The sequence below is a fragment of the Variovorax sp. SRS16 genome, from assembly GCF_901827165.1.
Taxonomy (GTDB): domain Bacteria; phylum Pseudomonadota; class Gammaproteobacteria; order Burkholderiales; family Burkholderiaceae_C; genus Variovorax.
In genome coordinates, this window is record NZ_LR594668.1 from 491,520 (window position 1) to 518,393 (window position 26,874).

20 protein-coding genes and 1 pseudogene are annotated in these 26,874 nt (G+C 64.6%); 12 read left to right on the forward strand and 9 right to left on the reverse strand.

Annotation, left to right across the window (positions count from 1 at the left end; translation table 11 throughout):
- The first annotated feature begins 3 nt into the window (after positions 1–3).
- The 6 genes and pseudogenes from traI to E5P2_RS34620 all read left to right on the forward strand — a co-directional run bounded on the left by traI (position 4) and on the right by E5P2_RS34620 (position 9,021).
- Positions 4–2,268, forward strand: coding sequence for a TraI/MobA(P) family conjugative relaxase (traI, locus tag E5P2_RS34600; protein ID WP_162571560.1), 2,265 nt, complete (start codon positions 4–6; stop codon positions 2,266–2,268).
- The gene (locus tag E5P2_RS34605; protein ID WP_162571561.1) at positions 2,265–4,184 is read left to right on the forward strand and encodes a type IV secretory system conjugative DNA transfer family protein; all 1,920 of its coding nucleotides are present in this window, start codon (positions 2,265–2,267) and stop codon (positions 4,182–4,184) included. Before traI ends, E5P2_RS34605 begins: the two co-directional genes overlap by 4 nt.
- The gene (locus E5P2_RS38045; RefSeq protein WP_232081004.1) at positions 4,181–4,621 is read left to right on the forward strand and encodes a hypothetical protein; all 441 of its coding nucleotides are present in this window, start codon (positions 4,181–4,183) and stop codon (positions 4,619–4,621) included. The genes E5P2_RS34605 and E5P2_RS38045 overlap by 4 nt, the downstream gene beginning before the upstream one ends.
- Complete coding sequence (gene traF / locus E5P2_RS34610) at positions 4,618–5,151, forward strand: conjugative transfer signal peptidase TraF (protein ID WP_269475717.1); 534 nt, start codon at positions 4,618–4,620, stop codon at positions 5,149–5,151. The genes E5P2_RS38045 and traF overlap by 4 nt, the downstream gene beginning before the upstream one ends.
- A 155-nt stretch (positions 5,152–5,306) precedes the next feature.
- Positions 5,307–5,504: pseudogene (locus E5P2_RS34615) on the forward strand (hypothetical protein); the annotation flags it as partial.
- Between the two features lie 46 nt (positions 5,505–5,550).
- Positions 5,551–9,021 (forward strand): zincin-like metallopeptidase domain-containing protein, encoded by a 3,471-nt coding sequence (locus E5P2_RS34620; RefSeq protein ID WP_162571564.1) that lies wholly within the window; start codon positions 5,551–5,553, stop codon positions 9,019–9,021.
- Between the two features lie 396 nt (positions 9,022–9,417).
- Here the strand turns inward: E5P2_RS34620 and E5P2_RS34625 are convergent, their stop codons facing one another.
- From E5P2_RS34625 to E5P2_RS34645, 5 genes are read right to left on the reverse strand one after another with little or no spacing between them, the layout of a single operon-like run.
- Positions 9,418–10,452, reverse strand: a complete 1,035-nt coding sequence (locus E5P2_RS34625; RefSeq protein WP_162571565.1) for a Zn-dependent oxidoreductase — start codon at positions 10,450–10,452, stop codon at positions 9,418–9,420.
- A 43-nt stretch (positions 10,453–10,495) separates the two neighbouring features.
- Positions 10,496–11,704, reverse strand: a complete 1,209-nt coding sequence (manD, locus tag E5P2_RS34630; protein WP_162571566.1) for a D-mannonate dehydratase ManD — start codon at positions 11,702–11,704, stop codon at positions 10,496–10,498.
- 34 nt (positions 11,705–11,738) lie between these two features.
- Positions 11,739–13,598: a TRAP transporter large permease gene (locus tag E5P2_RS34635; RefSeq protein ID WP_162571567.1), complete on the reverse strand. Its 1,860-nt coding sequence runs from the start codon at positions 13,596–13,598 to the stop codon at positions 11,739–11,741.
- A 12-nt stretch (positions 13,599–13,610) separates the two neighbouring features.
- The gene (locus tag E5P2_RS34640) at positions 13,611–14,630 is read right to left on the reverse strand and encodes a TRAP transporter substrate-binding protein (RefSeq protein ID WP_162571568.1); all 1,020 of its coding nucleotides are present in this window, start codon (positions 14,628–14,630) and stop codon (positions 13,611–13,613) included.
- Between the two features lie 56 nt (positions 14,631–14,686).
- Entirely contained in the window at positions 14,687–16,168 is a 1,482-nt protein-coding gene (locus E5P2_RS34645; RefSeq protein WP_162571569.1) for a mannitol dehydrogenase family protein, read from the reverse strand.
- A 135-nt stretch (positions 16,169–16,303) separates the two neighbouring features.
- Here E5P2_RS34645 and E5P2_RS34650 point away from each other — a divergent pair, with 135 nt between their 5' ends.
- The 4 genes from E5P2_RS34650 (at position 16,304) to E5P2_RS34665 (ending at position 20,514) form a co-directional block, all read left to right on the forward strand.
- Positions 16,304–17,074, forward strand: coding sequence for a GntR family transcriptional regulator (locus E5P2_RS34650; RefSeq protein ID WP_162571570.1), 771 nt, complete (start codon positions 16,304–16,306; stop codon positions 17,072–17,074).
- A 287-nt stretch (positions 17,075–17,361) separates the two neighbouring features.
- A complete protein-coding gene (locus E5P2_RS34655) occupies positions 17,362–18,138 on the forward strand; it encodes an enoyl-CoA hydratase/isomerase family protein (protein ID WP_162571571.1) in 777 nt (258 codons plus the stop codon).
- Positions 18,139–18,162: 24 nt separating this feature from the next.
- Positions 18,163–19,170: a Bug family tripartite tricarboxylate transporter substrate binding protein gene (locus E5P2_RS34660; RefSeq protein ID WP_162571572.1), complete on the forward strand. Its 1,008-nt coding sequence runs from the start codon at positions 18,163–18,165 to the stop codon at positions 19,168–19,170.
- A gap of 117 nt (positions 19,171–19,287) precedes the next feature.
- Positions 19,288–20,514: an acyl-CoA dehydrogenase family protein gene (locus E5P2_RS34665; protein WP_162571573.1), complete on the forward strand. Its 1,227-nt coding sequence runs from the start codon at positions 19,288–19,290 to the stop codon at positions 20,512–20,514.
- Between the two features lie 82 nt (positions 20,515–20,596).
- Here the strand turns inward: E5P2_RS34665 and E5P2_RS34670 are convergent, their stop codons facing one another.
- A complete protein-coding gene (locus E5P2_RS34670; RefSeq protein ID WP_162571574.1) occupies positions 20,597–21,565 on the reverse strand; it encodes a Bug family tripartite tricarboxylate transporter substrate binding protein in 969 nt (322 codons plus the stop codon).
- A gap of 202 nt (positions 21,566–21,767) precedes the next feature.
- Between E5P2_RS34670 and E5P2_RS34675 the strand changes: the two genes are divergently transcribed.
- Both E5P2_RS34675 and E5P2_RS34680 read left to right on the forward strand, forming a co-directional pair.
- A complete protein-coding gene (locus tag E5P2_RS34675) occupies positions 21,768–22,997 on the forward strand; it encodes a CaiB/BaiF CoA transferase family protein (RefSeq protein ID WP_162571575.1) in 1,230 nt (409 codons plus the stop codon).
- Positions 22,998–23,008: 11 nt separating this feature from the next.
- Complete coding sequence (locus tag E5P2_RS34680; RefSeq protein WP_174262743.1) at positions 23,009–23,614, forward strand: glutathione S-transferase family protein; 606 nt, start codon at positions 23,009–23,011, stop codon at positions 23,612–23,614.
- Positions 23,615–23,688: 74 nt separating this feature from the next.
- Here the strand turns inward: E5P2_RS34680 and E5P2_RS34685 are convergent, their stop codons facing one another.
- The 3 genes from E5P2_RS34685 to E5P2_RS34695 are packed head-to-tail and all read right to left on the reverse strand — an operon-like array spanning position 23,689 to position 26,842.
- Complete coding sequence (locus E5P2_RS34685) at positions 23,689–25,443, reverse strand: tannase/feruloyl esterase family alpha/beta hydrolase (protein ID WP_162571577.1); 1,755 nt, start codon at positions 25,441–25,443, stop codon at positions 23,689–23,691.
- Complete coding sequence (locus tag E5P2_RS34690) at positions 25,440–26,273, reverse strand: amidohydrolase family protein (protein WP_162571578.1); 834 nt, start codon at positions 26,271–26,273, stop codon at positions 25,440–25,442. The genes E5P2_RS34685 and E5P2_RS34690 overlap by 4 nt, the downstream gene beginning before the upstream one ends.
- Positions 26,270–26,842, reverse strand: coding sequence for a carboxymuconolactone decarboxylase family protein (locus E5P2_RS34695; RefSeq protein ID WP_162571579.1), 573 nt, complete (start codon positions 26,840–26,842; stop codon positions 26,270–26,272). The genes E5P2_RS34690 and E5P2_RS34695 overlap by 4 nt, the downstream gene beginning before the upstream one ends.
- Positions 26,843–26,874: the final 32 nt, after the last annotated feature.

Here is a 26,874-nt window from a genome sequence, read left to right on the forward strand (position 1 = left end):
CGGATGATCGTCCGGCGCGTCGCGATGAAGGATCCGAAGAAAAGCAGCTTCGCCGGGCTCTCCCGCTATATCACCGACTCACAGGGCAAGGCCGAGCGCCTCGGCGAAGTTCGGCTCACCAACTTCGCGAGCGATGCGGTCGATTGGGCAGTCCGCGAAGCTGAGGCTCTCCAGGCGCACAACACACGCGCCCAGTCAGACAAGACCTATCACCTGCTGATCTCGTTCGCCCCGGGCGAGTCCCCGGCCCCTGAAGCCCTGCGCGTCATCGAAGACAGGATCTGCACCGCACTCGGTTACCAAGAACACCAGCGCATCAGCGCCGTGCATCGAGACACGGACTGTCTGCATATCCATGTCGCGATCAACAAGATCCATCCCAAGCGCCACACGATCCATGAGCCGCTGCGCGATTTCAAGCTCATGGGAGAGGCTGCGGCTAAGCTCGAAGTCGAGTTTGGCCTGCAGCGGCTCGATCACGCGGGCCGCAAGTCGCAATCCGAGAACCGCGCCGATGACCTGGAGCGGCACTCGGGCGTGCAGAGTCTGCTGGCTTGGATCAAGGCGGAATGCCTGGGAGAGTTCCGTTGCGCAAAGTCATGGCATGAATTGCACGCCACGATGCGCTCGGCTGGCCTTGCGCTGCGACTACAGGGCAATGGCCTGGTCATTGAAGATGACAAGGGGTGTTCAGTCAAGGCATCGTCGGTCGCGCGAGAAATGTCCAAGGCCCAGCTCGAAAAGAAGCTCGGACCGTTCACGCCGAGCTCGGACAAGGGTGCTCAGATCCGCCAGCCCGCAAAGCGGTACGAAGCAAAGCCGATTCGCTCGCGCTTGGACACCTCCCGGCTCTACGAGGCCTACAAGGCCGAGCAGGACGCCATGGCAGTCACGAGGAGTGAGGCGACGCGCCTCGAGCGTAGTCGCTATACACAGGAGGTGGAGGCGGCCAAGAGGGCCGGGCGCTTGCGCCGAGCCACCATCAAGCTCATGGGCGATAGCCCGGCGAACAAGCGTCTGCTGTACCTCCTCTCCAGCAGGAAGCTCAAGGACGACCTGCAGAAAGCACGCAACCACAACGTGCTGGCTCGGCAACGCATTGCCAATGAAAACACCCAGCGCGCCTGGGCCGACTGGTTGCGTCTGAAGGCGGCCAATGGGCATAAAGATGCTCTTGAAGCGCTGAGGGCTCGCGAGGCAAGCCGCGGCCTGCGTGGCAACACCGTCGCCGGTGAGGGAATCCGAAACGGCCCGGAGACCAGGATGCTTGTTCAAGACAGCGTCACCAAGCAGGGGACCGTGATCTATCGCGCTGTCGGCAACGCAACTGTGCGAGACGACGGCAAGCGGATCCAGCTCGAGAGCGGCTCTCGCGCATCGGCGATGGCCCAGGCACTGAGGCTCGCAGCGCACCGCTACGGCACTCGAATCTCACTCACCGGCACCGCCGACTTCAAAGAGCTCGCGGTTCGTGCTGCCGCAGCCGCTCGCCTTCCCATCACCTTTGCCGATGCGGCGCTTGAACAGCGGCGCATCGCGCTCATCCAGTTTTTAAACCAGCGAGAGAGAAATGACGAACGCACACAACGACAACGACAGCGACGACCTGGAACTGGCGATGGCCGCGCTGGACGAAGCGCCCCGCCCCGCGAGCGCAGCACCCGAGGTTTCCGAGGTGCCCTCGGAGAACTCATGGCCACAGGAGCCTACTGGCTGGGGTCGCCCTCCCGAATCGGTAAGCCCAACATTGGCCGGGCTGGCACCCGACCTCCGCCCACAAACCAAAAGCGCCTGCGAAACCTGCATCAACTCGCTGTGGTTCGCATCGCCAGCGGAAGCGAAGTGCTACTGCCGCGTGATGTTCCTGATCACGTGGAGCAGCGCCACCCAGGACCTGATCACCACGTGCGACGGCCAGTGGATCGGCCAGGAGTAGCTGTCGGCGCTCCGAAGTCGACATCCGCCACCGCTGCAGTGGACATGTTCGTCGCCGAACGCGATAGCAAACGCCTCAAAGGAATAGATATACCGAAATACATCCGATATACTGATGATTTTGGGGCCGCTGCGCTGTATGCTGGAACTCGCAGAAGTGCCGGCGCCACGCTCGCCTTGGTGAAGCGGGGCGATGTGGTCGCGGTGTTGGAGATCGACGCGGCCACGGCTCGGCGTCTGAAGCGCATCAAGGTCGGCGATCCCGTCTCACTCACACCCGATGGAGCGATCCGGATCAAGGGAATTAAAGCGATTAAAGGACGCAGCCGATGACCGACAAACGCAACAACGCCGTAGGCCCGCAGATACGCGGCAAGAGGGAAAGGCCGAGCAGGGGCATCCCGCTTCTAGCAGGGGGCACGCTTTTGGCAGCGCTCGGTGCGTCGTCGCAGTACTTCGCTCACACCTTTCAGTACAACCCACAGCTCGGCTCAAGCCTTGGCCACGTGTATGCACCTTGGTCGATCATCGGCTGGGCCATGAGGTGGTACGGGATCTACCCAGACGCGGTCACCCGCGCTGGCGGCATCGGCATTTCAATCGCCGCCGCGGGCCTCCTGGCTCTGTCGATCACCCGCATGGCGCTGGCCAACAGCTCGAAGCCCAATCAATATCTTCATGGCTCGGCGCGCTGGGCGAACGAAGAGGACATCCGAAAGGCCGGATTGCTTCCTCGGAAGGAACCCCTCCTTGACCGCCTACGCGGCCTTGCGCCAGTTCGAAATGACGGGGTCTACGTCGGCGCATGGGTCGATGACGCCGGCGTGATGCATTACCTGCGGCACGCAGGCCCGGAGCATGTGCTTTGCTACGCGCCCACGCGTTCCGGAAAGGGCGTGGGCCTCGTGGTGCCCACGCTTTTGTCCTGGTCGGGCAGCACGATCATCACGGACCTCAAGGGCGAGCTTTGGGCGCTCACGTCGGGCTGGCGGCAAAAGCACGCGAAGAACAAGGTGCTTCGCTTCGAGCCTGCTGCGGCTGATGGCAGCGTCCGCTGGAACCCGCTGGACGAGCTGCGCATCGGCACTGAACATGAGGTCGGCGATGTGCAGAACCTGGCGACGTTGATCGTCGATCCGGACGGCAAGGGCCTCGAATCCCACTGGCAGAAGACGGCGCAAGCGCTCCTGGTCGGCCTCATCCTGCATTCGCTCTACAAGGCCAGGGACGAAGGCACGACGGCGACTCTGCCGGCCATCGATGCGATGGTTTCGGACCCCAGCCGCAACGCCGCCGAAGTCTGGATGGAAATGGCGACTTACGGCCACATCGACGGCACGAACCACCCGGTTGTCGGCGCCGCTGCGCGCGACATGCTGGACCGTCCCGACGAAGAAGGCGGCTCGGTTCTGTCGACGACCAAGTCATACCTCTCGCTGTACCGGGATCCGGTTGTTGCTCGGAACGTCGGCGCCTCGCAATTTCAGATCCGGGACTTGATGCACGCGGACTCACCCGTGAGTCTCTACATCGTCACCCAGCCCAACGACAAGGCTCGGCTGCGCCCGCTTGTACGAGTGCTCGTGAACATGGCGTTCCGACTCCTCGCCGACAAGATGAGCTTCGAGAGCGGCCGGCCCGTTGCGCACTACAAGCATCGCTTGCTCTTCATGGCCGACGAATTCCCAAGCCTCGGAAAGCTGGAGATCATTCAAGAGTCGCTCGCCTTCGTCGCTGGCTATGGCATCAAGTGCTACTTGATCTGCCAGGACTTGAACCAGCTCAAGAGCCGTGAGACGGGCTACGGTCCCGACGAAACCGTGACCTCGAACTGCCACGTGCAGAACGCCTATCCGCCGAATCGCCTGGAGACGGCCGAACACCTTTCGAAGCTGACCGGTCAGACGACGATCGTCAAGGAGCAGGTCACGACCAGCGGGCGGCGAATGTCGGCGATGCTGAGCCAGGTGTCGCGCACCACGCAGGAAGTGCAGCGCCCGCTTCTGACCGTCGACGAGTGCCTGCGCATGCCCGGTCCCGTCAAAGGCTTCCAGGACGGCAGGGACGTCATCAAGGCACCAGGCGACATGGTTGTTTATGTTGCTGGCTTTCCGGCGATCTACGGCCAGCAGCCGCTTTATTTCATGAACGGGACCTTCCAGGCACGCGCGCAAGTGCCGGCGCCAACGAACAGCGACGTGATTCGCAACATCGGCACGCCGGCAGCTGAAGCGGGCGTCACGATATGAGTGCTCTTTCCCTCACGCTCTGCGTGGCGCTTGCGGCTGCAGTTTTCAAGCTGGTCGCGCAATGGCAGACCCTGTATGAGATGCGAACGCGACTGGTGCATGCCGAGCATCGAAACTTACGTCTGCGGCCCTTGGAGGAAGAAATCCTCGAATACCGTCGCGTGCTCGGCGTGACCCTCGTGACGCAGGGCGGCGTCGGCAAGAGGATCAAGGAATGCCGCGAGATCACCGCGGCGATCCACCAGAGCGCGCCAGATCTGTTCGTGAAGGAAGAAGGCCTCATCCACTGGCTCAGCGCTACCGACCAGTTCCTGACCGAGTTACGCGCGGCCCAAATCGCTGCACAGGCGAATGTCGAGCAAGAGCCGAGCGCCATCGACCCCTCGATCTACAGGAAGATCTCCAGTCGCTTGCCAACGTCCATGGTGCCGCTTTGAGCTGGTCCACTCGGCTCGCCAAGCGCGGTGCGATCGGCGCGACCGCCCTCTTTCTGTTCGCGCTCGCAATCGGCTGCGCAGGCGCTCGCCTGAACACCACGCCGAGCATTCCCATCGGTCTCTACTGGCGCACAACGGCATCTGTCGAGCGCGGCGCCTACGTGATGTTCTGCCCTCCTGCCGGCGCTTCCTTCAGCCAGGTCAAGGACCGTGGCTATGTCGGTCCCGGTTTTTGCCCGGGCGGCTACGGCTACCTCATGAAGCGAGTTTTAGCCGCTGGCACTGACCGCATCAGCGTTCGCCTTGACGGCGTCCGCGTCAACGGCGCTCTGCTGCCTCTGAGCGCGCCCCTGCTGGCAGACAAAGCCGGAAGGCCCCTGGCGCACTTCCAAGCCTTCAACCGCACCTTGGGCGCGCAGGAGGTTCTGCCCATGTCCGATGTGAATCCGCTCTCCTATGACGGCCGCTACTTCGGACCCATCACCCGTTCCCAAATCGAGGCCGTGATCGTCCCGGTCCTCACCTGGTAGGCGCAGCGGCTTGATCTTGCGGCGCGACACCAAGAAACCATGGGAGCAGGTCGCAGGGCCGTGGTGGAGTCGTTCTGACTTTCCCACGTGCAAGCAGACCTATCCCGACATGGGCGCCAAGCCCGATGACAGCAGCAGGAAGAAAGAGAGCAAGCATGAAGGACCACCCTATCCCGGTCGGGATGATTCCGGGCGACCGTGCGAATGACGATGCGGCGTTGCGCGAGAAGCTCACCGATGCGCTGACGCCCGGGTTCGTCGCGGAGTTCGATCCGGACGAGGCCGAGCGTGCCGGTGCATTTGAAGAAGACGCCTTGAGCGAAGCCGATGCGGCCGACAGCTCCGAGGATTTGCCCGCCGCTCTCGATTCGGCCTCTGTGACCAAGGAGGCCTGACACCATGGTGAAAGCGAAGGCAGCGAAGGCAGCGAAAGAACCGAGAAAGCCGTTTCACGAGCTGGTCGCGGACAAGCTCATCGAGCAGCTCAGGCAAGGCACGGCGCCGTGGCAGCGGCCGTGGGTGCCGGGCGAGCCATCGGCGTTCATTCCGATGAACCCGACGACTGGCAAGCGCTACAGAGGCATCAACGCCGTGTTCCTGATGGCGCAGGGCCGAGACGACCCACGCTGGCTGACATTCAAGCAGGCAATCGCGATCGGCGCCCAGGTTCGCAAGGGCGAACACGGCACGCCGATCCAGTACTGGAAGTTCGCGGAAGAGCAGCAGAAGGTTGACGGGCAAGGCAGGCCGATCGTCGACGCAAACGGACAGCCGGTGATGCAACGCGTCGAGCTGGAGCGCCCGCGCGTTTTCTTCGCGACCGTCTTCAATGCGCAGCAGATCGACGGCATGCCGCCGATGGAGCGCAAGCCGGCCGAGCAGACGTGGAGCGCCCAGGAGCGGGCCGAAGCCATCCTCGACGCATCCGGCGCCGTGATTCGCCATGGCGAACACGACCGCGCCTTCTATCGCCCGTCCACCGACAGCATCCACCTCCCCGATCGCGCCCAGTTTCCTACGGCCGACAACTACTATGCAACCGCGCTGCACGAGCTGGGCCATTGGAGCGGACATGCGTCGCGCCTGAACCGCGACCTCGCGAATCCATTCGGAAGCGTCGCCTATGCGAAAGAGGAGTTGCGCGCCGAAATTGCCAGCATGATCCTCGGCGACGAGCTGGGCATCGGACACGATCCCGAGCAGCATGCGGCCTATGTGAAGGCGTGGATCCAGGTGCTGCAGGACGATCCGATGGAGATCGTTCGCGCTGCAGCGGACGCTGAGAAGATCCAGGATTTTGTTCTTGGCTTCGAGCAGACGCAGAGCCAGCAGCAGGCAACCGCGCAGGACGAATCGCAACGCCCGACCGTCGTCGAGCTCACGGCGACGCAGTACCAAACCATGAAGGCCGCTGACACGGTGCTTCATCAGGAATTGCTTCGCGCCTATGGCGAAGCCAAGGCCGGCGACGCGCGCTATCAGCTGACCCACGAAGACGGTGCCGTACAGCAAGCCGCAGAGGACTTCCGCGCCGCGACAGGCGCTTGGCACGAAGCCGTGACGGCAGCGAGAAAGACGGTCGACGGATACAAGGCGATCACACCGCAGGCGGTGCGGACGCACGCTCCCGAAGACCTCGCCGACACACGTTCGCTTCCTGTCGTCGACGGCCAACCTGGCCGTCTGGTCGACAAGCTCGAATGGAGCGGCGTCATGAGCCGGGCCGATGCAGTCCTTGCCAGTGCGTGGCGCGACCTTCACGCGGGCACCGATGCAACGCGATCGATCGACGTCCAGGCACTGCACGAGGCGTCGCAGAAGGCCTTTGGGTTCGACCTCCCCGATCGTTGGAATGGGCACTTGGAAGTGCAGCCGATGGTGCGGGTCGAGGTCGATGACCGCTGGGCACTCGTTGCCCCGACCATGGGCCAGATTTCAAACGCATGGGTTGTGGTCGCCGCGCTGGAATCCGGCGCGACGGCCGTCCTTCAACCCTGCGACACGCAAGCCCAGGCCCAGAAGGTTGTCGATCGGCTGAAACTGATCGACGCCTACGCTGAGATGAACCATCAAATGAGGGATAGCAAGATGCAGAGGATTCGCGAGGACTGGCTTAGGAACGACCCGCCGAGCACGGACCCTGAAAAGTCAGCCGCAAGGCAAGCGCGCAAGCTCTCGGAAGCGGCAGCGTTGCGAAGCGATTCGCTGCAGCAAGAAGTGTCCGAGGCGCCTGCGCGCGACTTCATCAACGTGCCGTTCAAAGAGAGGAACGAGGCGAAGGCCTTGGGCGCGAAGTGGGACCGTGCAGAGCAGTCTTGGTATGTGCCGGCAAGCGTGGATCTGACGGCGTTTTCCAAGTGGGAAAAGGGCCTAGCCAGCACTGCGGTCGTAGGCTCGGCGTCGGCGCAAGCCGCCGGTGCCGATCCAGAGCGCAAGTCGGCAAACAAACGGCAGTATCTGGCCGTTCCCTACGGCGAACGCGAGCTGGCCAAGCAGGCCGGCGCGCTGTGGGACCGCGCAGTGAAGTCTTGGTATGCCGGCGCGAACGCTGATCCTGAAATGCTTGCTCGCTGGGCACCAGAGAAGGTCCTCGCTGAGCAGTCGCCAGCGCTCGATCCGCGCACGGAGTTCACCGAGGCCCTGGTCGCTTTGGGGTTCGTTGTCGAAGGTGAACATCCGATCATGGATGGCAGGACGCACCGCGCGCCCGTCGAAGGCGACAAAAGGAGCGAAGCCTCAGGCTTCTACGTTGGGCATTTGGACGGGCACCCAGCCGGCTATATCCGCAACAACCGCAGCTCGATAGAAGTCAAGTGGAAGAGTAAAGGCTACACGTTGGATCCGGCCCAGAAGGCGGCCATGCAGGCTGAAGCCGGAGCAAAACTCGAGGCGCGTGCGGCGGCCCAGGCGCAGTTGCACGAGGCCACTGCCCAGCGCATTGCCGGCAAGCTGCAGGATCTCAAGCCCGTCGACAACCCGACGCCTTACCTCGCCGCAAAGGGCATCCGACCCCATCCAGGCGCGTTCACCGATGGCGATGGCAAGACGACGCTCATTCCGGCGATCGACACGGACAACCGCATCTGGACCATGCAGTACATCCAGGAGGACGGGACCAAGCGCTTTGCAAAAAACAGCCGCAAGGACGGGTGCTTTCACGCCGTGGGCGGACTGGACGCCCTTGCGAATGCTCCCGTCATTGTGATCGCCGAGGGCTATGCCACGGCAGCCACGCTTTCAGAAGTCCTCGGCCACGCCACCGTCGCTGCCTTCGACGCCGGCAATCTGCCTGCCGTCGCATTGGCGTTGAGAGATCGCTTCCCTGACAAGCCATTCGTGATCGCTGGCGACAACGATCAACATCAGGAGTTCACTCTTGGCGTCAATGCGGGCCGCTCGAAGGCCGAAGCCGCTGCTGCCGCGGTTGGCGGCAAGGCCATGTTCCCGATCTTCGCGCCAGGCGAATCCACCTACCCGGCCGATCTCCCTGTTGTAACGCCAAAGCACTTCCGCGCGCATTCGATCGCAAACGGCGAGCTGGAGAAGGCCGATGCAGACGGCGTTCAGCTCTCGGATGCTCGCCGGGAAGAACTGACCGCACAGCTACTTTCCGGCGCCCAGCTCGGCGCCATTGCACGGATGAAGAAGCACACGGATTTCAACGACCTGGCGAACAACAGTTTGTTTGGTCGCGAAGGCGTCGAGCGTCAGGCTCGCGCGGTCGTCGAAAGCGCGGTTGCGAAGCATGCTGCTGGCGTAAGCCAGCAGGAAGAGCAGCGCCTTGTCCAAGCGCGCGAGAAGCGTCAGGGCCAAACCCTTGACACGGACGCGCCAGAACCGCGCAAACGTCGAGCGACGGTCAAGATGTGACCGCCCTCGCCTGACGAGGAAGCCGGGATCGAGCCCGGCTTCCAATTTTCTCTGTGCAGATCGCTGCGCGTGATCTCTGCTCGCATCCTGGCCACGCCTGAACGCTCGGCGCAGCTGCTTGCCTCATATAGAGGCAATGCGCCGCGAGTCCGCGTGGATGCACGCTCTGCCATCGCTCCTTGCGAACTAGACACAGCGTTATCCACAGAAAGGAAGGACAACCTCGCAGCGCGTGCACCCGCGCAACGCGCGAAGAAGCCATGGCACGCAAACGTGCTTCCTTTGAGCAAGATATTCGAACCACAGCCCGGCGTGGTCGTCCTTTGACAGATGCAAGTCGCAGTCGCAACGGCAGGAGAATCCATAGCGTTTCTGAAATGCGAGTACGCGTTTGGTTTAAGCATCCTCCCCGAAGTCCAGCAACACCTTGCAGCTGTATCGTGGATTGCGTTCGGCGATGTCGAACGCGCCTGCCACGTCGCGGAAGTCCACCTTGTGGCTGATGATGCGACCCGGATCGACCAGGCCGCGCTCGATCCAGTCGATCACGGTCGGGAACATCGCGCAGTTCAGCCGCGACGCATACAGGGTGAGCTCTTTCTTGGTCAGCTCCTGCTGCGGAATGGCGGAAGGCGTTGCCGAGAAGCCCAGGATGCCGATGCGCCCCGCGGGCGCCGCGATCTGCACGGCTTCCTCGATGATCGAAGGGTGGCACACGGCGTCGTAGATCAGGGTCGGTCCGCCTTCGACGCCACGCTTGAGCAGTGCCTCGGCCAGCGCTTCGCGCGAGGTGTTGATGATCTCGTCCTCGGCGGCACCGCAATCCAGCGCCAGCGCGAGCCGCTCGTCGAAGTGGTCGGTGATGAAGGCGCGGATGCCGTAGACGCGCTTGAGCACCTGCATCAGGTTCAGGCCCACCGGCCCCGCGCCGTAGATCAAGGCCACGTCGCTGGGGAAGACGCCGGTGCGATGCGTCACGTTGGCCGCCACCGCGAAGGGTTCGATCACGGACGCGCTGGCATGCGCCAGGCCCTTGGGCACGACGTACGCGTTCTTTTCGGGTGCGCACGCGTATTCGCTGAAACCGCCGTCGCGGTGCACGCCGATCACCTGCAGTCGGCTGCACACGTTCTGCCGGCCGATCAGGCAGGCGTGGCACTGGCCGCAGCTGATGACGGGGTCGACCACCACCGTCTCTCCGATCCGCGAGGCGCTGACGCCGGTGCCGACGGACTCGATGCGGCCGACGAACTCATGGCCGATCACGCGCGGATAGGACACGAAGGGGTTGTGCCCACGGAAGATATGCAGGTCAGAGCCGCAGATGCCGGCAAAGCGCACGCGTACGCGCACTTCGCCGGCCTGGGGCTCGGGCATCGGCAGCTCGCGCACGGCCATGCTGTTGGGTTGATCGACAACGACGCTCAACATGATGAAGGGTTCCTTTGGGTTGGGATGCGGTGAAGCGGCTGCGTCACCAGTTCCACATCGAGCCGTCGGCGAGCCGGGCCACCGGCAGGTACGCGCGCTCGTACGGATACTTCGCCGCCAGTTCCTCGTCGATGTCGACGCCCAGGCCGGGCACCTCGTCCATCACGAGATAGCCGTCTTCGTAGCGGTAGTTGTGCGGGAAGACCTCGTCGGTGAGCGGCGAGTGCGGCATCAATTCCTGGATGCCGAAGTTGGGCACCCAGAGACCGAAGTTCACCGCCGCGGCCATGCACACGGGCGACAGGTCCGTCGCGCCATGGAAGCCCGTGCGCACTTGGTACATCGCCGCAAAGTCCGCGATGCGCCGCACGTGCGTGATGCCGCCGGCATGGACGATGGTGGAGCGGATGTAGTCGACCAGCTGTTCGCTGATCAGGTCCTTGCAGTCCCAGATCGAGTTGAACACCTCGCCGATCGCCAGCGGCGTGGTGGTGTGATGGCGGATCAGCCGAAAGGCTTCCTGGTTCTCCGCCGGCGTCGCGTCCTCGATCCAGAACAGGCTGTAGGGCTCCAGCGATTTGCCGAGCCGTCCGGCTTCGATCGGCGTCAGGCGATGGTGCGCATCGTGCAGCAAGTGCGGCTCGAAACCGACCGCCTCGCGCACCTTGCGGAACAACTCGGGCGTGTGGCGCAGGTAGAGCGAGGTGTCCCACGGCTCTTCGGGCGGCAATCCCTTTTCGGCCGGCTCGTAGTGGCCCTGGGTCTTGCCGACGCCATAGGTCTTGGCCAGGCCCGGCACGCCGGACTGCACGCGGATCGCCTTGTAGCCCTCTTCCACGTGCTTCTGCACGGCTTCGACGGCCTCGGCATGGTCGCGGCCGTTGGCATGGCCGTACACCATCAGGCCGTTGCGGCTCTTGCCGCCCAGCAGCTGGTAGACGGGCATCCCGGCGAGCTTGCCCTTGATGTCCCACAGCGCCATGTCAATGGCGGCGATGGCCGTCATCGTCACCGGTCCGCGCCGCCAGTAGGCACCGCGGTACAGGTACTGCCAGATGTCCTCGATGTTGCGCGGGTCGCGGCCGAGGAGGCACGGGAACAGGTGCTCTTCGAGGTACGACTTGACCGCGAGTTCGCGGCCGTTGAGGGTGGCGTCGCCGAGCCCGACCACGCCTTCGTCGGTGACGATCTTCACCGTCACGAAGTTGCGGCCCGGGCAGGTCACGATGGTCTGGATGCGTTCGATTTTCAAGGGAGTCTCCAGGAGAAATGAGGGATGTCGCGCATCACAGGAATCCGACCGAGAACCACGGGACGAAGACCAGCAGCAAGAGCGCGATGAACAGCGCCGCCATGTGCGGCCAGACGCGCGGCATCGCTACGTCCGGCGACACCCGGCCGATGGCGCAGGCGGCATAGAAGCCGACGCCGAAGGGCGGCGCGAAGAGCCCCAGCCCCATCGCGAAGATGACGACCATCGCGTAGTGCACCTCGTTGACACCGACCAGCTTGGCGATCGGGAACAGCAGCGGCCCGAACAGCACGATGGCCGGAATCCCTTCGAGCAGGCTGCCCAGCACGACGAAGGCCAGCGCCGACACCAGCAGGAAGCCCAGCTTGCCGCCCGGGACGGCGGTCATGATCTTGACCAGGTCCTGTGCGAAGCCCGATTGCGTGAGCGCCCAGGCCATCGCCGTGGCGCAGCCCACGATCAGCAGGATGGCGCCCGACAGCGATGCGGTGTCGAGCAGCATCGGATAGAGGCGGCGCCAGTCGAACTGCCGGTAGATGAAGAGGCCGGCGAGCACGGTGTAGAAAATGCCGATCGTCGACACCTCGGTCGCGGTCGCCACGCCCTCGACCACCGCGGTGCGGATGATCACCGGCAAGGCCAGAGCGGGCAGTGCCACCAGCAGCAGCTTGCCGATCTGCTGGCGCGTGGCCCTCGTCACGCCCGTCATGTCCTCGCGGCGCGTCTGCCACCAGACGACGAAAGCCATCAACACGAGGCCGACGACCGCGGGCATCAGGCCGCCGACGAACAGCGCGGTGATCGACACGCCGGTCACCGAACCCACCGTGATCAGCACGATGCTCGGCGGAATGGTCTCGGACATCGCGCCGGAAGCCGACAGCAATCCGATCAGGTCGCCGTCCTTGCTGCCGCGCTTCTTCATCTCCGGGAACAGCGCCGGTGCGACCGCGGCCATGTCGGCCGCCTTGGCGCCCGAGATGCCCGAGACGATGTAGATCGCACCCAGCAGCACGTACTGCAGGCCGCCGCGCACATGGCCGATCAGGCTCACGAGGAAGTTGATCATCGCGCGCGCCAGCCCCGTCATCTCGATCAGCGAACCGAGGAAGACGAACAGCGGCACCGCCAGCAGGATCAGGTGCGACATGCCTTCCTGCATCCGGTTGGGCATGATCGACATCGGCGTGCTGGTCGAGAACGCGAGGTAGGACATCGTGGCCAATCCGAACGCGAACGCGATCGGCACGCCGATCACGATGCAGCCGACCAGCATCACGAGGAAGAAGAGCACGAGGTTGAGGTTGCCCAGGCTGGACAGCGCCGGCGTAAGCAGCCACAACGCACCGCCGCCGAGTGCCACCGCCACGCCGCATACGGCGATCTGCTTCCAGGAAGCCTGTTCGACCAGCCGCGTTACTGCGGTCACCAGCATCAGGATCGCACCCGCGAACACCGCGCCCGAGCGCCATCCTTCGCTGATGCCGAGCACCGGCGTCGAGACCTCGAGTTCCTCCTGCCAATGCTCCCACGCCGGCCCGCTCAGCATGACCAGGAACGCGACCACGAGGCACATGCCCAGCGCGTCGACCCAGGCGCGCGTCGATGGCGTCAGGTCCTTGACGAAGGTCGTCAGGTGCATGTGCGCGGTTCGCCGCAGCGCGATGCACGATCCCAGCATGGCCAGCCAGAGGAACAGGATGCTCGCGAGTTCGTCGGTCCAGGTGATCGGCTCGTGCAGCGCATAGCGCGAGAAGGCGCCACCGCCGAGGATGATGATCTCGGCCACCACGATGGCGGCCGCAGGCACGTCGGTCACCCACGCGAGCAACCGGTCGAACCAGCGCGGGCTCGTCTCCGGGGCGATGTCGAGGGGGTCGACGGTGGACTGCATGGTGCCGCTCCCTCAGACCAGCTTGCCGGAGTACTTCTCCAGCTTGGCCCACACTTCGTCACCGTACTTGGACTTCCATTCGGTGTAGAAGCCGGCGCTCTTGAGCATGTCGCGGAATGGCGCCGCGTCGGGCTTGTTGAAGGTGACGCCGAGCTGGGTCAGCTGGGCCTGCGCATCGACGTTGAGCTTGGCGATGTCCTCGCGCTGCCTGAGCGCGGCGGCGTTGAGGTTCTTCGCCAGCGAGGCCTGCACTTCCTTCGGCAGAGACTGCAGCTTCTTCGCGTTGCCGAAGATGAAGTGGCCGTCCCAGGTGTGGGCGGTCAGCGAGCAGAATTTCTGCACCTCGTAGAGCTTGGCGCTCTGGATCAATGCGAGCGGGTTCTCCTGGCCATCGACCACCTTGGTCTGCAGCGACGAGTAGAGCTCGCCGAACGGAATCGCCGTCGGCGATGCGCCGAGCGCCTTGAACATCGAGATCCAGAGCGGAATGCCCGGCACGCGGATCTTGAAGCCCTTGAGGTCGGCCGGAGTCACGATCGGCTTGCTGGCGGAGGTGATGTTGCGGTAGCCGTTGTCGAGGCACTTGTCGTATGCGAGCAGGTTGACCTTGAGCAGTGCACCTCGCACGTAGTTGCCGAGGTCGCCGTCCATCGCGGCCCACACGGCGTTGTAGTCCTTGAAGGCGAAGGCCACGCCGTTGATTCCGGCCGTGGGCACCAGCGTCTGCAGGTTGGTGCCGGCGGTGGACATGATGTCGATGGCACCGGCGCGGGTCTGCGAAATCATGTCGGGCTCGCTGCCGAGCTGGCTGGTCGGGTAGACCTGCAGGTCGACCTTGCCGCCGGTGTCCTTGCGGATCGCCTCGGCAGCCTCCTTGATGCGCAATGTGCCCGGATGGTCGGCCGGAAAGGCGGTGCCGTACTTGAGCTTGATCTCGCCGTCGGCCAAGGCGAATCGGTGCAGCGTGACGGCTGCGCCTGCAGCGGCGAGCGTGGTGGCGAATTGCCGGCGGGTGGGGGCGAAGGATGTCATGACGATGTCTCCGTGGGGTCTTCGAGTGGCGAGGTGCGAGGTGCGAGGGGTTGAAGTCAGCCGGCCAGCAGCGCGGTCATGCCGCCGTGGCGCAGGGTGGACAAGTGGCCGGCCAGTCGCTCGGCGAAAGCGGGCGGCCAGGGCTGGGTGCCGAATACGGGGCCGTGGGCCAGCGCGGCGTTGGCTGCGTCGACGTCGTTGGCGGCCTGGCGCACACGCGCGGCGAGCGCGTCGGCACCGGGGTCGCTGATGACCAGTGTGGTGCCGCTGTCGCTGCGGCCTGTGGCCAGGTAGTGCAGCCAGCTCGCGAGGGCGCGCTCGAGCTGCGGACGTTCGACGCCGGCGGCCAGGCTCTCGCGCAGGGCCGGCAGCCAGCGCACCGGAATTTTCTGCGTGCCGTCCATCGCGATCTGCTGCGTACGGTGGGCCAGTGACGGATTCTCGAAGCGCTCGAGCAGGTCGTGGCAATAGGCCAGCACGTCGTAGCCCGGCGGCGGTGCCACCGTGGCGTGCAGATCCTCCAGCATCAGGCGGCGCGCGAAGCGGCCGGTCAGCGGATGGGCCATGGCATCGGCAACGGTGTCCAGTCCGCACAGCTGGCCTGCATAGGCGAGGGCCGAATGCGTGCCGTTGAGCAGGCGCAGCTTCATGGCCTGGTAGGGCCGCACGTCGCTGGTCAGCAAGGCCCCGGCATCCTCCCATGCGGGCCGAAGGCCGGCAAAGCGGTCTTCGATCACCCACTGGGTGAAGGGCTCGCAGACGATCGCGGCTTCGTCACGCAGCCCGAGGCGCGCGGCAGCCCAGTCGAGCGAGGCCGGCGTGGCAGCCGGCACGATACGGTCGACCATGCTGTTCGGGCAGCCGATGTCCGATTCGATGCGGCGAGCGAGTCGGGCGTCGAACAGGTCGGCGTACTGCACCAGCAGCCGGCGCAACGTGTCGCCGTTGCCGGCCATGTTGTCGCAGCACACCAGCGTCAGGGCCGAGCCGGTCGGGCGGCTGCGAATGCCGGCTGCCAGCACGCCGAGCGTGGTGCGGGGCGATTCCGGATGCGCGATGTCATGGCGCATGTCGGCGTCGTCGATGTCGAGGTCGGCCGTGGCCGGGTGCTGGCTGTACCCCTTCTCGGTCACCGTGCTGGTCACGATGGACACCGAAGGATCGGCGATGGCCGCCATCACCTGCCCCAGATCCCGCGGCGCGAACAGGGCGCCGCGCAGCGCACCGACGACCCGCATGCGCGCTTCGTCGCCGTGCCGTGCGGTGACGGAATAGAGGGTGTCCTGCCTTGCCAGCACGTCCGAGACGCGCGGATCGCGCAGGCTGACGCCGAGGATGCCCCAGCGCAGGTCGCCTTGCGCGATCACGGCGTCGGTGTAGAGCGCCTGGTGGGCCCGGTGGAATGCGCCGAGGCCGAGATGCACGATCCCTCGTTGCAGGCGCGTGCGCTCATAGCCGGGACGCGCCACCGCGTCGTGCGCAAAAAGCAGGCTGCTCGCCGAAAGGCGCGGGCTGTCCTGGATTGCGCTCGAACTCATGCAAGGGTCTCCGTTCTTACCACAGTACCATGGTAGTCATGGCACTTTGAGAAAGTCTAATGGGCGAGCTGCGCCCCAAATTAGCGGGTAAACCCGGCATTCCGCCAGGTATTTTTGTGCACTACCATGGTGGTCATGATTGCCACGTCCCCACCCGTGCCGCCCCGCCACCGAGGCAAGGCGGAGCCGGCACCCGCCGAAGGCCCCTTGGTCGCGGCGCTTGCCGGTTTTCAACTCGATCCGGCACGCTCCTACACCGCACAGGTGCACGACCTGCTGTTGCAGGCCATCGTGCGCGGCACGCTCCCTCCGCGCACCGCACTGTCCGAAGCCACGATCTCGAAGTTGATCGACGTCAGCCGCACGCCGGTGCGCGAGGCGCTGGCACAGCTGGCCGACGAGCAGATGGTCCTGATCTACCGGCAGGTCGGCACGATCGTGGCGCCGGTACGCATGCAACTGCTCGAAGAAGGTCGTTTCGTCCGCAGCACGCTGGAATGCGCCAGCCACGTACAACTGGCGCAGACCATCACGCCCTCGCAGCTCGAAGAGTTCGGGCAGATCGTCCAGCGTCAACGCAGCGCAGTCGAGAGTGGGGAGGTCGACAGGTTCTCAGAGCTTGACGAGTTGATGCATCGCCGCCTGTTCGAGTTCGCGGGGCGTGGACACGTCTGGGAGATGCTCGAACCCATCAAGCGGCAGTTCGACCGGGTGCGCTGGCTGCTCCTCGGCCACGTGGGCGGTCATGCGGAGCGTGCATTGCAGGAACACGAGCAGATGCTGGCGCAAATGGCATCACGCGACGTGGCAGGCCTCGGCGCGAGCGTGTCGTCCCACATCAACCACATCACCGCACACCTTGCGGCGCTTCGCGAACTGGCGCCTGAAAGCTACTTCTCAAGTTGACCGGCGGCTATAGCGTGGGCGGATGGAAAGGTGCGTGACCGCTATGCGGTTGCGGATTCAACCGGTCGTCGCCCCGCTTGCTTTCAGGCATACATGGCAGTACTGGTTCTAGTTCTAGACAGCCAGTTTTGGCGCCGGACAGCGCGCTCCCGCCGCTTCTGCCAACACGTGACTTGCTGAAAAGCGCATACCAGCTCTGTGGGAGCGATGGCTTCGTCGTGGCTGGCCCGTCACTAGACTGGCAGCACCGAACAAGACGAGCGCGTCTCGCGCCGGAAACGGAGACCATGAACGACCTGACCCAACTCAACTACGAACTGAACAACTTCGTAGCCACCCTCACGCTCAACAGCCCGCCAGTGAATGCGCTCACGCGCACGCTCAACGACGAACTCACGCTGGCCCTCGACCGCATCTCCGAGATGGACGAAGTGCGCGTCGTCGTGCTGACCGGCGCGGGCAAGGTGTTCTGTGCCGGCGCCGACCTCAAGGGCCGCGCGTCGGTCATCAAGGGGCCAGGCGACCTGCCGGCACACTCGAGGCGGACGCGCGAATGTTTCCATGCGATCCGGGAGTGCGCCAAGCCAGTGATCTGTGCGATCAACGGCGCCGCGCTAGGCTCCGGGGTGGCGATGGCCGCGTCCAGCGACATCCTGATCGCATCGGAAAAAGCATCGCTCGGCCTGCCCGAAGTCGACGTGGGGCTGCTCGGCGGCTGCCGTCATGCGATGCGTTTGTTCAGCCACTCCCGCTTGCGGCGCATGATGTTGACAGGCATGCGCGTGCCGGGCGCGGAGCTCTATCGCCTAGGCATCATTGAAGAATGCACGACGCCGGATGATCTGATGCCCAGGGCGCTGGAGATCGCGGCCACCATCGCGTCCAAGAGCCCGGTGTCGACACGCATGGGCAAGCACACACTGAACGTCATCGAGGACCTGAGCCTGCGAGACGGCTATCGCTACGAGCAGGACATGACGGCGCTGATCGGCAAGACCGACGACGCCAGGGAAGCGCAGCGCGCGTTTGCGGAGAAGCGCCCTCCGGTCTTCACGGGACGCTGAGCCATGGCGGCTACGGGTTCACCCATGCATCCCCGCGGGCCGCGCAACCTGCACCCGACCCGGCGCGGTCTGCTGTTGGCTGGCGCATCGTTCGGGTTCTCGGCGCTGGCCCTGCCCGCCCGTGCGACCGGGTATCCGGAAAAGCCGGTCCGCTTTGTCGTGCCGTTCCCCGCAGGTGGCGCGACCGACCTGATGGCGCGCACCTTGGGGCAGAAGCTTGCAGAGCGAATCGGCCAAGCCGTGATCATCGACAACCGCGCGGGTGCTGGCGGGGGTATCGGCGCCGAAGCAGCGGCAACTTCGGCCCCCGACGGCTACACGCTGCTGTTCGCCACCATGGGCTCTCTCACCATCAACCCGAGCCTGTACCAGAACCTGCGCTATGACCCGGTCAAGAGCTTCGAGCCGATCACCCTCACACACAGCACGTCGAACCTGCTCGTGGTCAATCCGAATGTGCCCGCCAAGTCGGTGGCCGAACTCATCGAGCTTGCGCGCAAGAAGCCTGGCGAGCTGACCTATGCATCGGCGGGCAACGGCACCACCAGCCATCTGTCGGGTGAGCTCTTCAAGAGCCTCGCCAAGGTCGACCTGACGCACGTTCCCTACAAAGGGAGCGCGCCGGCGATGACCGACTTTCTCGGCGGCCGCACTTCGATGATGTTCGACACCGCGTCGAATTTCGTCGAATACGTCAAGAGCGGCAAGGTACGCCCGCTGGGACTCACCGGCCGCAAGCGCCTGCCGATCATGCCGAACGTGCCCACCATCTCCGAGACACCTGGCATGGGCGACTACGAAATGTCGCTCTGGCTCGGCGTACTTGCACCCGCCGGCACGCCGGCCAACATCGTCGTGAAGTTGCATGACGAGATCGGTGCGGCCATGTCGTCGCCTGACATCGTCCGGAAGATGGCCGATGCCGGCATCGAAGTTCGTCTCAGCACGCCGAAGGAATTCGCGTCACTGATTCGCGCGGATACAGCGAAGTGGTCAGAGGTGGTAAAGCGCTCCGGCGTACGCCTCGACTGATGTCCGATCACCAGCCGTCTCGTCGCGCGCGAGACGGCTTCTTTCCATTGGCAGCGTTCTAATCTTGAACAGCAAGCGTCAGGACCGGACGCGGCCCTCAAGACTGAAGGACACACCATGTTTGCCGAACCCTCCCCCAAGACACAGGACCTGCTGCAGCGCATGCGGCAGTTCTTCGACCAGCACATCTATCCCAACGAGGGACGCTACCACGAGGAGATGGACGCCTTCCGTCGCTCGGGCAATGCCTGGCAGGTGTCGCCGCTGATCGAGGAACTCAAGCCGCTCGCGCGCGCCGCCGGCCTCTGGAACATGTTCCTGCCGCACGAGCATCGCGGGGTGCCGGGCATCTCGAACCTGGACTACGCACCTCTGTGCGAACTGATGGGCCGTGTCTCCTGGTCAGGCGAGGTGTTCAACTGCTCGGCGCCCGACACGGGCAACATGGAAACGATCGAGCGCTACGGCACCGAGGCGCAAAAGGACCAGTGGCTCGAGCCGCTTCTCGCCGGCCAGATCCGCTCCGGCTTCCTGATGACCGAGCCGGCCGTGGCATCCTCGGACGCCACCAACATCCAGTGCACCATCACGCGCGAGGGCGACGAGTACGTCATCAACGGCCGCAAGTGGTTCTCGTCCGGCGCGGGCAGCCCGCGCTGCAAAATCTTCATCGTGATGGGCAAGACCGACCCTGACGCGCCGCGCCATGCGCAGCAGTCGATGGTTCTGGTGCCGCGCGACACGCCCGGCGTGAGCGTGTTGCGCCACCTGTCGGTGTTCGGCTACGACGACGCACCGCACGGCCACATGGAAGTCTTGCTCGAGAACGTGCGCGTTCCAGTGCGCAATATCCTGCTTGGCGAAGGCCGCGGTTTCGAAATCGCCCAGGGCCGCCTTGGCCCAGGACGCATCCACCACTGCATGCGTTCCATCGGCGCCGCGGAGCGCGCGCTGGAGATGATGTGCGATCGGCTTCGTTCGCGCATCGCCTTCGGCAAGCCGCTGGCCGAGCAATCCGTCTGGCATGAACGCATCGCCGAGTCGCGCTGCATGATCGATCAGGCGCGGCTGCTGACGCTGAACGCTGCTTACAAGATGGACACGGTCGGCAACAAGGAAGCGCGTGCCGAGATCGCCATGATCAAGGTGGTCGCGCCCAACATGTCGTGCAAGGTGGTCGACTGGGCGATCCAGGCCCATGGCGCGGCCGGTCTCAGTCAGGACTTCTGGCTCGCCGAGGCGTATGCGCACCAGCGCACCGTGCGCATCGTCGACGGTCCGGACGAAGTGCACCGCAATGCCATCGCCAAGCTTGAATTGGCCAGGTGGCCTGTGGCGGCGTAAACGACAAAGGCTTCAGCGCTCAAACGAGCGCTGAAGCCTGCGAATGAAATGGCCAACTCGGCCGATCCACCGGCCGCTGCACTCAATCCATCTTGGCGCCCACCGCCTTTGCCAGCGCGCCCCAGCGCTCCGACTCGGCGGAGATGAACGCTCCGAATTCCTCGGGCTTGCTGCCGACGACTTCCACGCCTTGCAGGTCAAACTGCAGCTTCAATTCTGGCGAGCGCAACGCAGCGTCGAGGGAGGTGTACAGCTTGTTGATGATCTCGGGCGCTGTGCGAGCCGGGGCGAGCATCCCGTACCAGTTGTAGGCCTCGGCCTTGGGAAAGCCCAGCTCGCCGACCGTGGGCACATCCTTGAGCACTGGAATGCGCTTGGCATTGGTCACAGCCAGCGCGCGCAGCTTGCCCGACTGGATGAAGGGCAGCACCACCGGGATGTCGACCATCATCATGTCGACCTGCCCGCCCATGAGGTCTGTCAGCGCAGGTGCCGCACCGCGATAGGGGATGTGGGTGATGTTGAGCTTTGCTTCGCGCTTGAGCAGCTCGGCTTGCAGATGCGGCGTGGTGCCGCTGCCGGCCGACGCATAGTTGATCTTGCTGGCATCGCCCGTGGCCGCCGCCTTCAGGTCTGCGAATGTCTTGAACTTCGAGTTGGCGGACACGACCAGCACTGCGGGTACCTTGAGCGCCTGGGTCACGGCCACCAGATCCTTCTGCGGGTTGTAGGGCATCGACGGCACGATGTGCGGCACGATGGCCAGCGCGCCGGCAGAGGAGAACAGCAGCGTGTAGCCATCCGCCGGCGACTTGGCAACCGCATCGGCGCCAAGCAGGCCGCCGGCGCCGCCCTTGTTGTCGATGATGATGGACTGGCCGAGCGATACGCTCAGCCTGGAGCCTAGCGCACGCGCTGTCTGGTCTACAGGGCCGCCTGCGGGAAAGGGCACGATCACGCGGATCGGCTTGGTCGGGTAGGCCTGCGCCCATCCTGAAGTTGCGGCCAATGCAAAGACGAGCGCCGCGGCAGATTTGAAAAGTCGATTCATGGTCAGTGTCTCCGGTTCGTAGTGAATGAACTTTAGGAACATGGGCGAAGCCTGGCACCGGTCTCCGGCGCATACCTGCTATGCGGCCTGATCCTGTGCAGGTCGCAGGTATGCGGCGCGGCGCATCACAGCGTTGTCGCCGAGGGCGTAGTCCGGAACGCATCGCAATTCCAGAATCGTCTTCAACCATAGGAGACTTCGCATGACCACCGCCAAGGGCCCGCTGTCGCACGTCAAGGTGCTCGACCTGAGCCGCATACTCGCCGCCCCCTGGGCCAGCCAGATCCTCGCAGACCTCGGCGCCGACGTGATCAAGGTCGAACGGCCCGGCGCCGGCGACGACACTCGCACCTGGGGCCCGCCGTTCCTGAAGGACGCAGAAGGCAAGGATACGAAAGAAGCCGGCTACTACCTCGCCGTCAATCGTGGCAAGCGCTCGATCACCGTGAGCCTCGAAAAGCCCGAAGGGCAGAAGATCGTCAAGGCGCTGGCCGCTAAGGCGGACATCGTGCTCGAGAACTACAAGGCGGGCACCTTGAAGCGCTTCGGGCTCGACGAGGCTTCGCTGCGCGAGATCAACCCGCGCCTCATCTACTGCTCGGTCACCGGCTTCGGCCAGACGGGGCCGCGGCGCGACCAGCCCGCGTACGACTTCCTGATCCAGGCCATGGGCGGCCTGATGAGCGTGACCGGCGAGAAGGACGGTCGCCCGGGCGGCGGGCCGCAGAAGGTCGGCATCCCGATGGTCGACCTGATGACCGGTATGTACACCGCCGTTTCAGTGCTGGCCGCTTTGGCACGGCGCAACGAAACGGGCGTCGGGGACAACATCGACATCGCGATGCTCGACGTGCAGGTCGCCACATTGTCCAATCAGGCGATGAACTACCTGGTCTCTGGCGAGGTGCCGCGCCGCAACGGCAACGCGCACCCCAACATCCAGCCGCAGGACGTGTACGCCTGTGCCGACGGCGATGTGATCCTGGTGGTGGGCAACGACGGCCAGTTCGCGAAGCTGTGCGAGGTCTTCGGACGGCCGGACTGGATCGCCGACGAACGCTTTGCCACCAATGCACAGCGGGTGCGCAACATCGGCGAACTGTCGGGCATGCTGCGCGACGTGTTCGCCGAGTGGAAGCGCGACCGGCTGATCGCAGCGCTCGACAAGGTGGGCGTGCCTTGCGGCCCCATCAACACCGTGGCGGACGTGTTCAAGGAACCGCAAGTCAAGGCGCGCGAGATGCTGCGCTACGTGCCGCACCCGAGCGGGGTCGACGTGCCGCAGGTGGTCAGTCCGATGCGCTTTGCCGAGTCGCCGCTGCAGACACAGGCCGCGCCGCCGCTGCTCGGCCAGCACAGCGATGACATCCTGGCGGAGCTGGGCTACAGCCCGGCATGCGTCGAATCATTGCGTACTGCGGGAGCGATCTGATGACGGCAAGGATGAAACTTCACTGGTCGCCCAAGTCGCCCTATGTGCGAAAGGTGATGATCTGCGCGCACGAACTTGGCATGTTGCCCAGGCTCGAACTGGTGCGCTCGGTTGCGGCCATGCTCAAGCCCAACGAGGCCATCATGGTGGACAACCCGTTGTCGAAGATCCCGACGTTGGTGCGCGAAGACGGCTCGACGCTTTTCGATTCGATCGTGATCTGCGAATACCTGAACGATCAGGCCGGGGGTTCGCTGTTCCCGATGCAGGACGAAGCACGATGGCAGGCGTTGCGCTGGCATGCGCTGGGGGATGGCCTGCTCGATGTGCTGATCCTGTGGCGCAACGAGCGCGAACGCGAGCATCCGTTGCAGGCGCTGGCGGATGCCTTCGAGCTCAAGACCCGCGCCGCACTGAAATTGCTCGACGCAGAGGCCGACGCGATCGGCAGCGCGCCGTTCTCCATCGCGCACGTGACGCTTGGCTGCGCCCTTGGCTATCTCGACTACCGCTTCCACTCACTGGGCTGGCGTGCGCTGGCGCCCCGTCTCGCCGACTGGTTTGCAATCTTGCAAGCCCGCCCCTCCTTCCAATCCACGGAACCTGCCGATGGCTGATCGATACGCCTCACGCTGTGGCGATGCAGCGTTGATCCAGGCCCGCCATGGCTGGCGGTCTCGGCGCCTGCCTTCTATTCACAGCGAAAGTTGGCGGCATCGTTGATGTCCCCGGTGCCCTTGTAGCGGGCCTGGCGCGGATAGGTGCACAGCGGTCGGCTGCGTGCATCGACATTGAAATAGCCCGGATTACTGGCCTTGGCGACAACGCTCTCGGGCGCCGTGCCCCCCTCTACCCATTGCACCAGCTGCGGCAGCATGTCGAAGCTGTCGGTGGCGGGGCCGCCGCGGCAATGGTTCATGCCCGGTACGACGTACATCCGAGCGAAGTCCTGCGCATTGCCGCCCGACTGCCTGGCGACGCCCTCGTACCAACGCAAGGTGTCGTTGATCGACACGGAAGAATCGGCGCCGCCGTGGTAGACCATGAGCTTGCCGCCTCGTTTCCGGAAGGACGACAGGTCGGTGGTGTCCGTGAAGTACATGACTGCGGATGACGGTGCATAGACCGGCGTGGCGCCGGGCGCGGACGTGCTGTAGATCCTCGCCGGATCGGTGTCGAAGTCGTAGGCCAGCGAGAAGGGCAACGCATCCGCGCCGGTGAATGGGAGCTTCGGCGCGGAGGTGTAGAGGACCGAGATGGCGGAAACGTACGAAAGCTTGATCGCGTTGTTGGCTGCGGCGTTCGCCGATCCGAGCCACCAGGAGCGCCACGTCTGGTTGTAGCTGTTGTCCTTCGCGGACACACCGCCCATGCCCGGGTCCCAGGGCCAGCTCGCGTAGAGCTGCCGGCCCTTCGAATCGACGGCACCGGCATAGGCGGTCTCCAACGTCTCGATCTGATCAGCCGACAGGCAGCTGTCGGTCTTGGTCTGCGCGCATTGCATCGCCAGCAATTGCGTGTGAACACGTGGCCCGGTGCAGGCGGGCAGGTTGACGACGATTCCATCGGAGAGCCCGTCGAGCGCATCGCATGCCTTCAGCACTGCATTTCGCACGAGCAGCAAGTCGAGGTCGCTGAAGGTGAGGCCGATGGCTGGTTGCCCATCCGGAAGTGTCTTGCCCGTGCGCCGGGCCAACCCGGCAAAGAGTTTCGTGGTGTAGATGCCCGCCAGCGGCCCCAGCGGCAAGTGCAGCGTCGGATCGCCGGCAATGATGCCATCGTAGTGTTCCGGAAAGCGCTGCGACATCAGCAATGCTTCCCGACCGCCTTCGGAGCAGCCCTGGAAGTACGCATAGCGCTGCGGCTGGCCATAGTAGGTCCGCGTCAGCAGCTTGCCGACGCGCGTGACCTGATCGTAGGCCGCGTAGGCGAAGGCCATCCGCGCTTGTGGATCGAGGCCGAAAGCCGCCGTGCCGCCGGCGTCAGGTCGACTGTTGAGTGCGTTGTCATGGCCGGCGTCGGTGCCGATGGTGGCGTAACCCTGCGCCATCACGGCGACAGGGTCGACCAGCACACCGTTGGTGCCTCCACCGCCGCTCATGTAGAAGCGCCGGTTCCAGTCTTGCGGCATGCGCAGCCGGAACCGCGTGGCGTAGTGCTGGCCATCGACGCCGACCCGGTCATCGATGTCGCCATCGATGCGGCAATGCACCGGCTGCGTTGGCGTGGCCGCTTCGAACACCGCGGCAAGAATGCGCGTGTTGGGCGGCAGGGCGACGCCCGTTGCCAGCGCGCTGCATGCCTGGGGGGTGTTCACGGCCGCGCCGTCCGCAACGACGTCGCTGCTGCGGCTGCAGGCGCTCAGCGCCAGCGCGGCTGCAACGGCAGTGGCGAGGACCGACAGCGTGGCCTGCGGAAGATGCGTCGTCGCGATGGGCGCGTTCATCGGTAAAGGCTTTCCGGGTTGATGCGCAGCACCTTGTCCGCGACCGCTGCGCTCCCCGCCCAGTCCTTGAACATCGCAAGCAATTGCGCGGCATCGGGCGCGGGGGTCACGCGCAGGTGCGGCCAATCGCTCCCCCAAACCAAACGCTCGGGGTTGACTTCGATCATCCTTTGCTGGAACGGTCGCCCCGCTTGTCCGTCGAGCAAACCGAGTAGGTTGCGGTAAGCGCAAAGCTTGACCCAGACTTTGCCGGTTGCGAGCAGGTCGAGCAGCGTGCGGAACCCCGCATCGTCGACGCCGGCGTTCACGTCGAAGCCGCCCATGTGGTCGATCACGATAGGTATGGGCAAATTCAGCAACTGTGGCGCGATGGCCGGCAAGGCTTTGCAATCGGTCCAGAGTTCCGCGTGCAGACCCGCATCTGCCAATTCCGGAGCCAGCGCACACAGGTCGTCAAATGACGCGCTCCCTGGGAAGTTGGTGCTCGGGCCGCTGCGATGACTGAAGCGTGCGCCACGCACGCCGCGCTCACGCAAGCCGCCAAGTGCCAGTGCATCATCAGGTTGCACCACGACCACGCCCCGCAGGGCGGGCTGCGCGGCCAAGGCATGCAACAGCAGCGAGTGGTCTTTGCCATACGCACTTGGATGCACCAGCACGCCATGGCCAAGATCAAGTCGTGAGAGCAGCGCCAGATATGCTGACTCGATGGCTTCAGGCGGCGTGTAGCTGCGCTCGGCCGCCAGGGGGAAGGAGTCGTAAGGACCGAACAGGTGGGCATGGCAATCCCAACCCGCGACGCCACTGCCAGCGCTTGCCGAGTCGATCATTGCAATGCTGCTTTTTGAGGCAACGGGAACGCGGGCGGCACGCCTTCCGGCAGCGGAATCTCGTGGCAATTGAGCGTCATCGCGACCATCGTGTAGTAGCCGACCAGCGCCGTCAGCTCAACCACGGTGCGCTCGCCGAAGCGTGCAAGAGCGACCGCGTAGGTCGCGTCGGATACGGAGTTGTGGCGATTGAGCTCGACGGCGTAGTGGTAGACGGCCGCGTCGTCTGCCGACATGCCCGGCGGTTCGGTCTGCGCGAGAAGCGCTTCAATGATCGGGAGCTCGATGCCGGCCTTTTCTGCCTCGGCGCGGTGGGCGTACCACTCGAAAGGCGAACTGCAGGCACGACCGGTGACCAGGATCGCAATCTCGGACAGCCGCGGCTGCAGGGTCGTGCCGTAGCGCAGCAGGGCGCCGATCGCCTGCCATTTGTCGGCGAGCTCCGGGTTGTGGAGTGCGGCCCGAAGCGGACCCTGAAGGCGCCCGCGCGGACCGGAAATGATCTTGTCGTAGACGGCGCGCTGCTCAGGATTCATCGTCTCAGGCGCGGGCAGGGAAATTCTTGGCATGCTGGTGGCTCCTGTGGTCGATCGTTGCCAAC

Bases quoted from the DNA above. Each gene is read 5' to 3' on its own strand.
- traI (WP_162571560.1), top strand. From the start codon at position 4: ATGATCGTCCGGCGCGTCGCGATGAAGGATCCGAAGAAAAGCAGCTTC.
- E5P2_RS34605 (WP_162571561.1), top strand. From the start codon at position 2,265: ATGACCGACAAACGCAACAACGCCGTAGGCCCGCAGATACGCGGCAAG.
- E5P2_RS38045 (WP_232081004.1), top strand. From the start codon at position 4,181: ATGAGTGCTCTTTCCCTCACGCTCTGCGTGGCGCTTGCGGCTGCAGTT.
- E5P2_RS34620 (WP_162571564.1), top strand. From the start codon at position 5,551: ATGGTGAAAGCGAAGGCAGCGAAGGCAGCGAAAGAACCGAGAAAGCCG.
- E5P2_RS34625 (WP_162571565.1), bottom strand. From the start codon at position 10,452: ATGTTGAGCGTCGTTGTCGATCAACCCAACAGCATGGCCGTGCGCGAG.
- E5P2_RS34635 (WP_162571567.1), bottom strand. From the start codon at position 13,598: ATGCAGTCCACCGTCGACCCCCTCGACATCGCCCCGGAGACGAGCCCG.
- E5P2_RS34640 (WP_162571568.1), bottom strand. From the start codon at position 14,630: ATGACATCCTTCGCCCCCACCCGCCGGCAATTCGCCACCACGCTCGCC.
- E5P2_RS34645 (WP_162571569.1), bottom strand. From the start codon at position 16,168: ATGAGTTCGAGCGCAATCCAGGACAGCCCGCGCCTTTCGGCGAGCAGC.
- E5P2_RS34650 (WP_162571570.1), top strand. From the start codon at position 16,304: ATGATTGCCACGTCCCCACCCGTGCCGCCCCGCCACCGAGGCAAGGCG.
- E5P2_RS34655 (WP_162571571.1), top strand. From the start codon at position 17,362: ATGAACGACCTGACCCAACTCAACTACGAACTGAACAACTTCGTAGCC.
- E5P2_RS34660 (WP_162571572.1), top strand. From the start codon at position 18,163: ATGCATCCCCGCGGGCCGCGCAACCTGCACCCGACCCGGCGCGGTCTG.
- E5P2_RS34665 (WP_162571573.1), top strand. From the start codon at position 19,288: ATGTTTGCCGAACCCTCCCCCAAGACACAGGACCTGCTGCAGCGCATG.
- E5P2_RS34670 (WP_162571574.1), bottom strand. From the start codon at position 21,565: ATGAATCGACTTTTCAAATCTGCCGCGGCGCTCGTCTTTGCATTGGCC.
- E5P2_RS34675 (WP_162571575.1), top strand. From the start codon at position 21,768: ATGACCACCGCCAAGGGCCCGCTGTCGCACGTCAAGGTGCTCGACCTG.
- E5P2_RS34680 (WP_174262743.1), top strand. From the start codon at position 23,009: ATGAAACTTCACTGGTCGCCCAAGTCGCCCTATGTGCGAAAGGTGATG.
- E5P2_RS34685 (WP_162571577.1), bottom strand. From the start codon at position 25,443: ATGAACGCGCCCATCGCGACGACGCATCTTCCGCAGGCCACGCTGTCG.
- E5P2_RS34690 (WP_162571578.1), bottom strand. From the start codon at position 26,273: ATGATCGACTCGGCAAGCGCTGGCAGTGGCGTCGCGGGTTGGGATTGC.
- E5P2_RS34695 (WP_162571579.1), bottom strand. From the start codon at position 26,842: ATGCCAAGAATTTCCCTGCCCGCGCCTGAGACGATGAATCCTGAGCAG.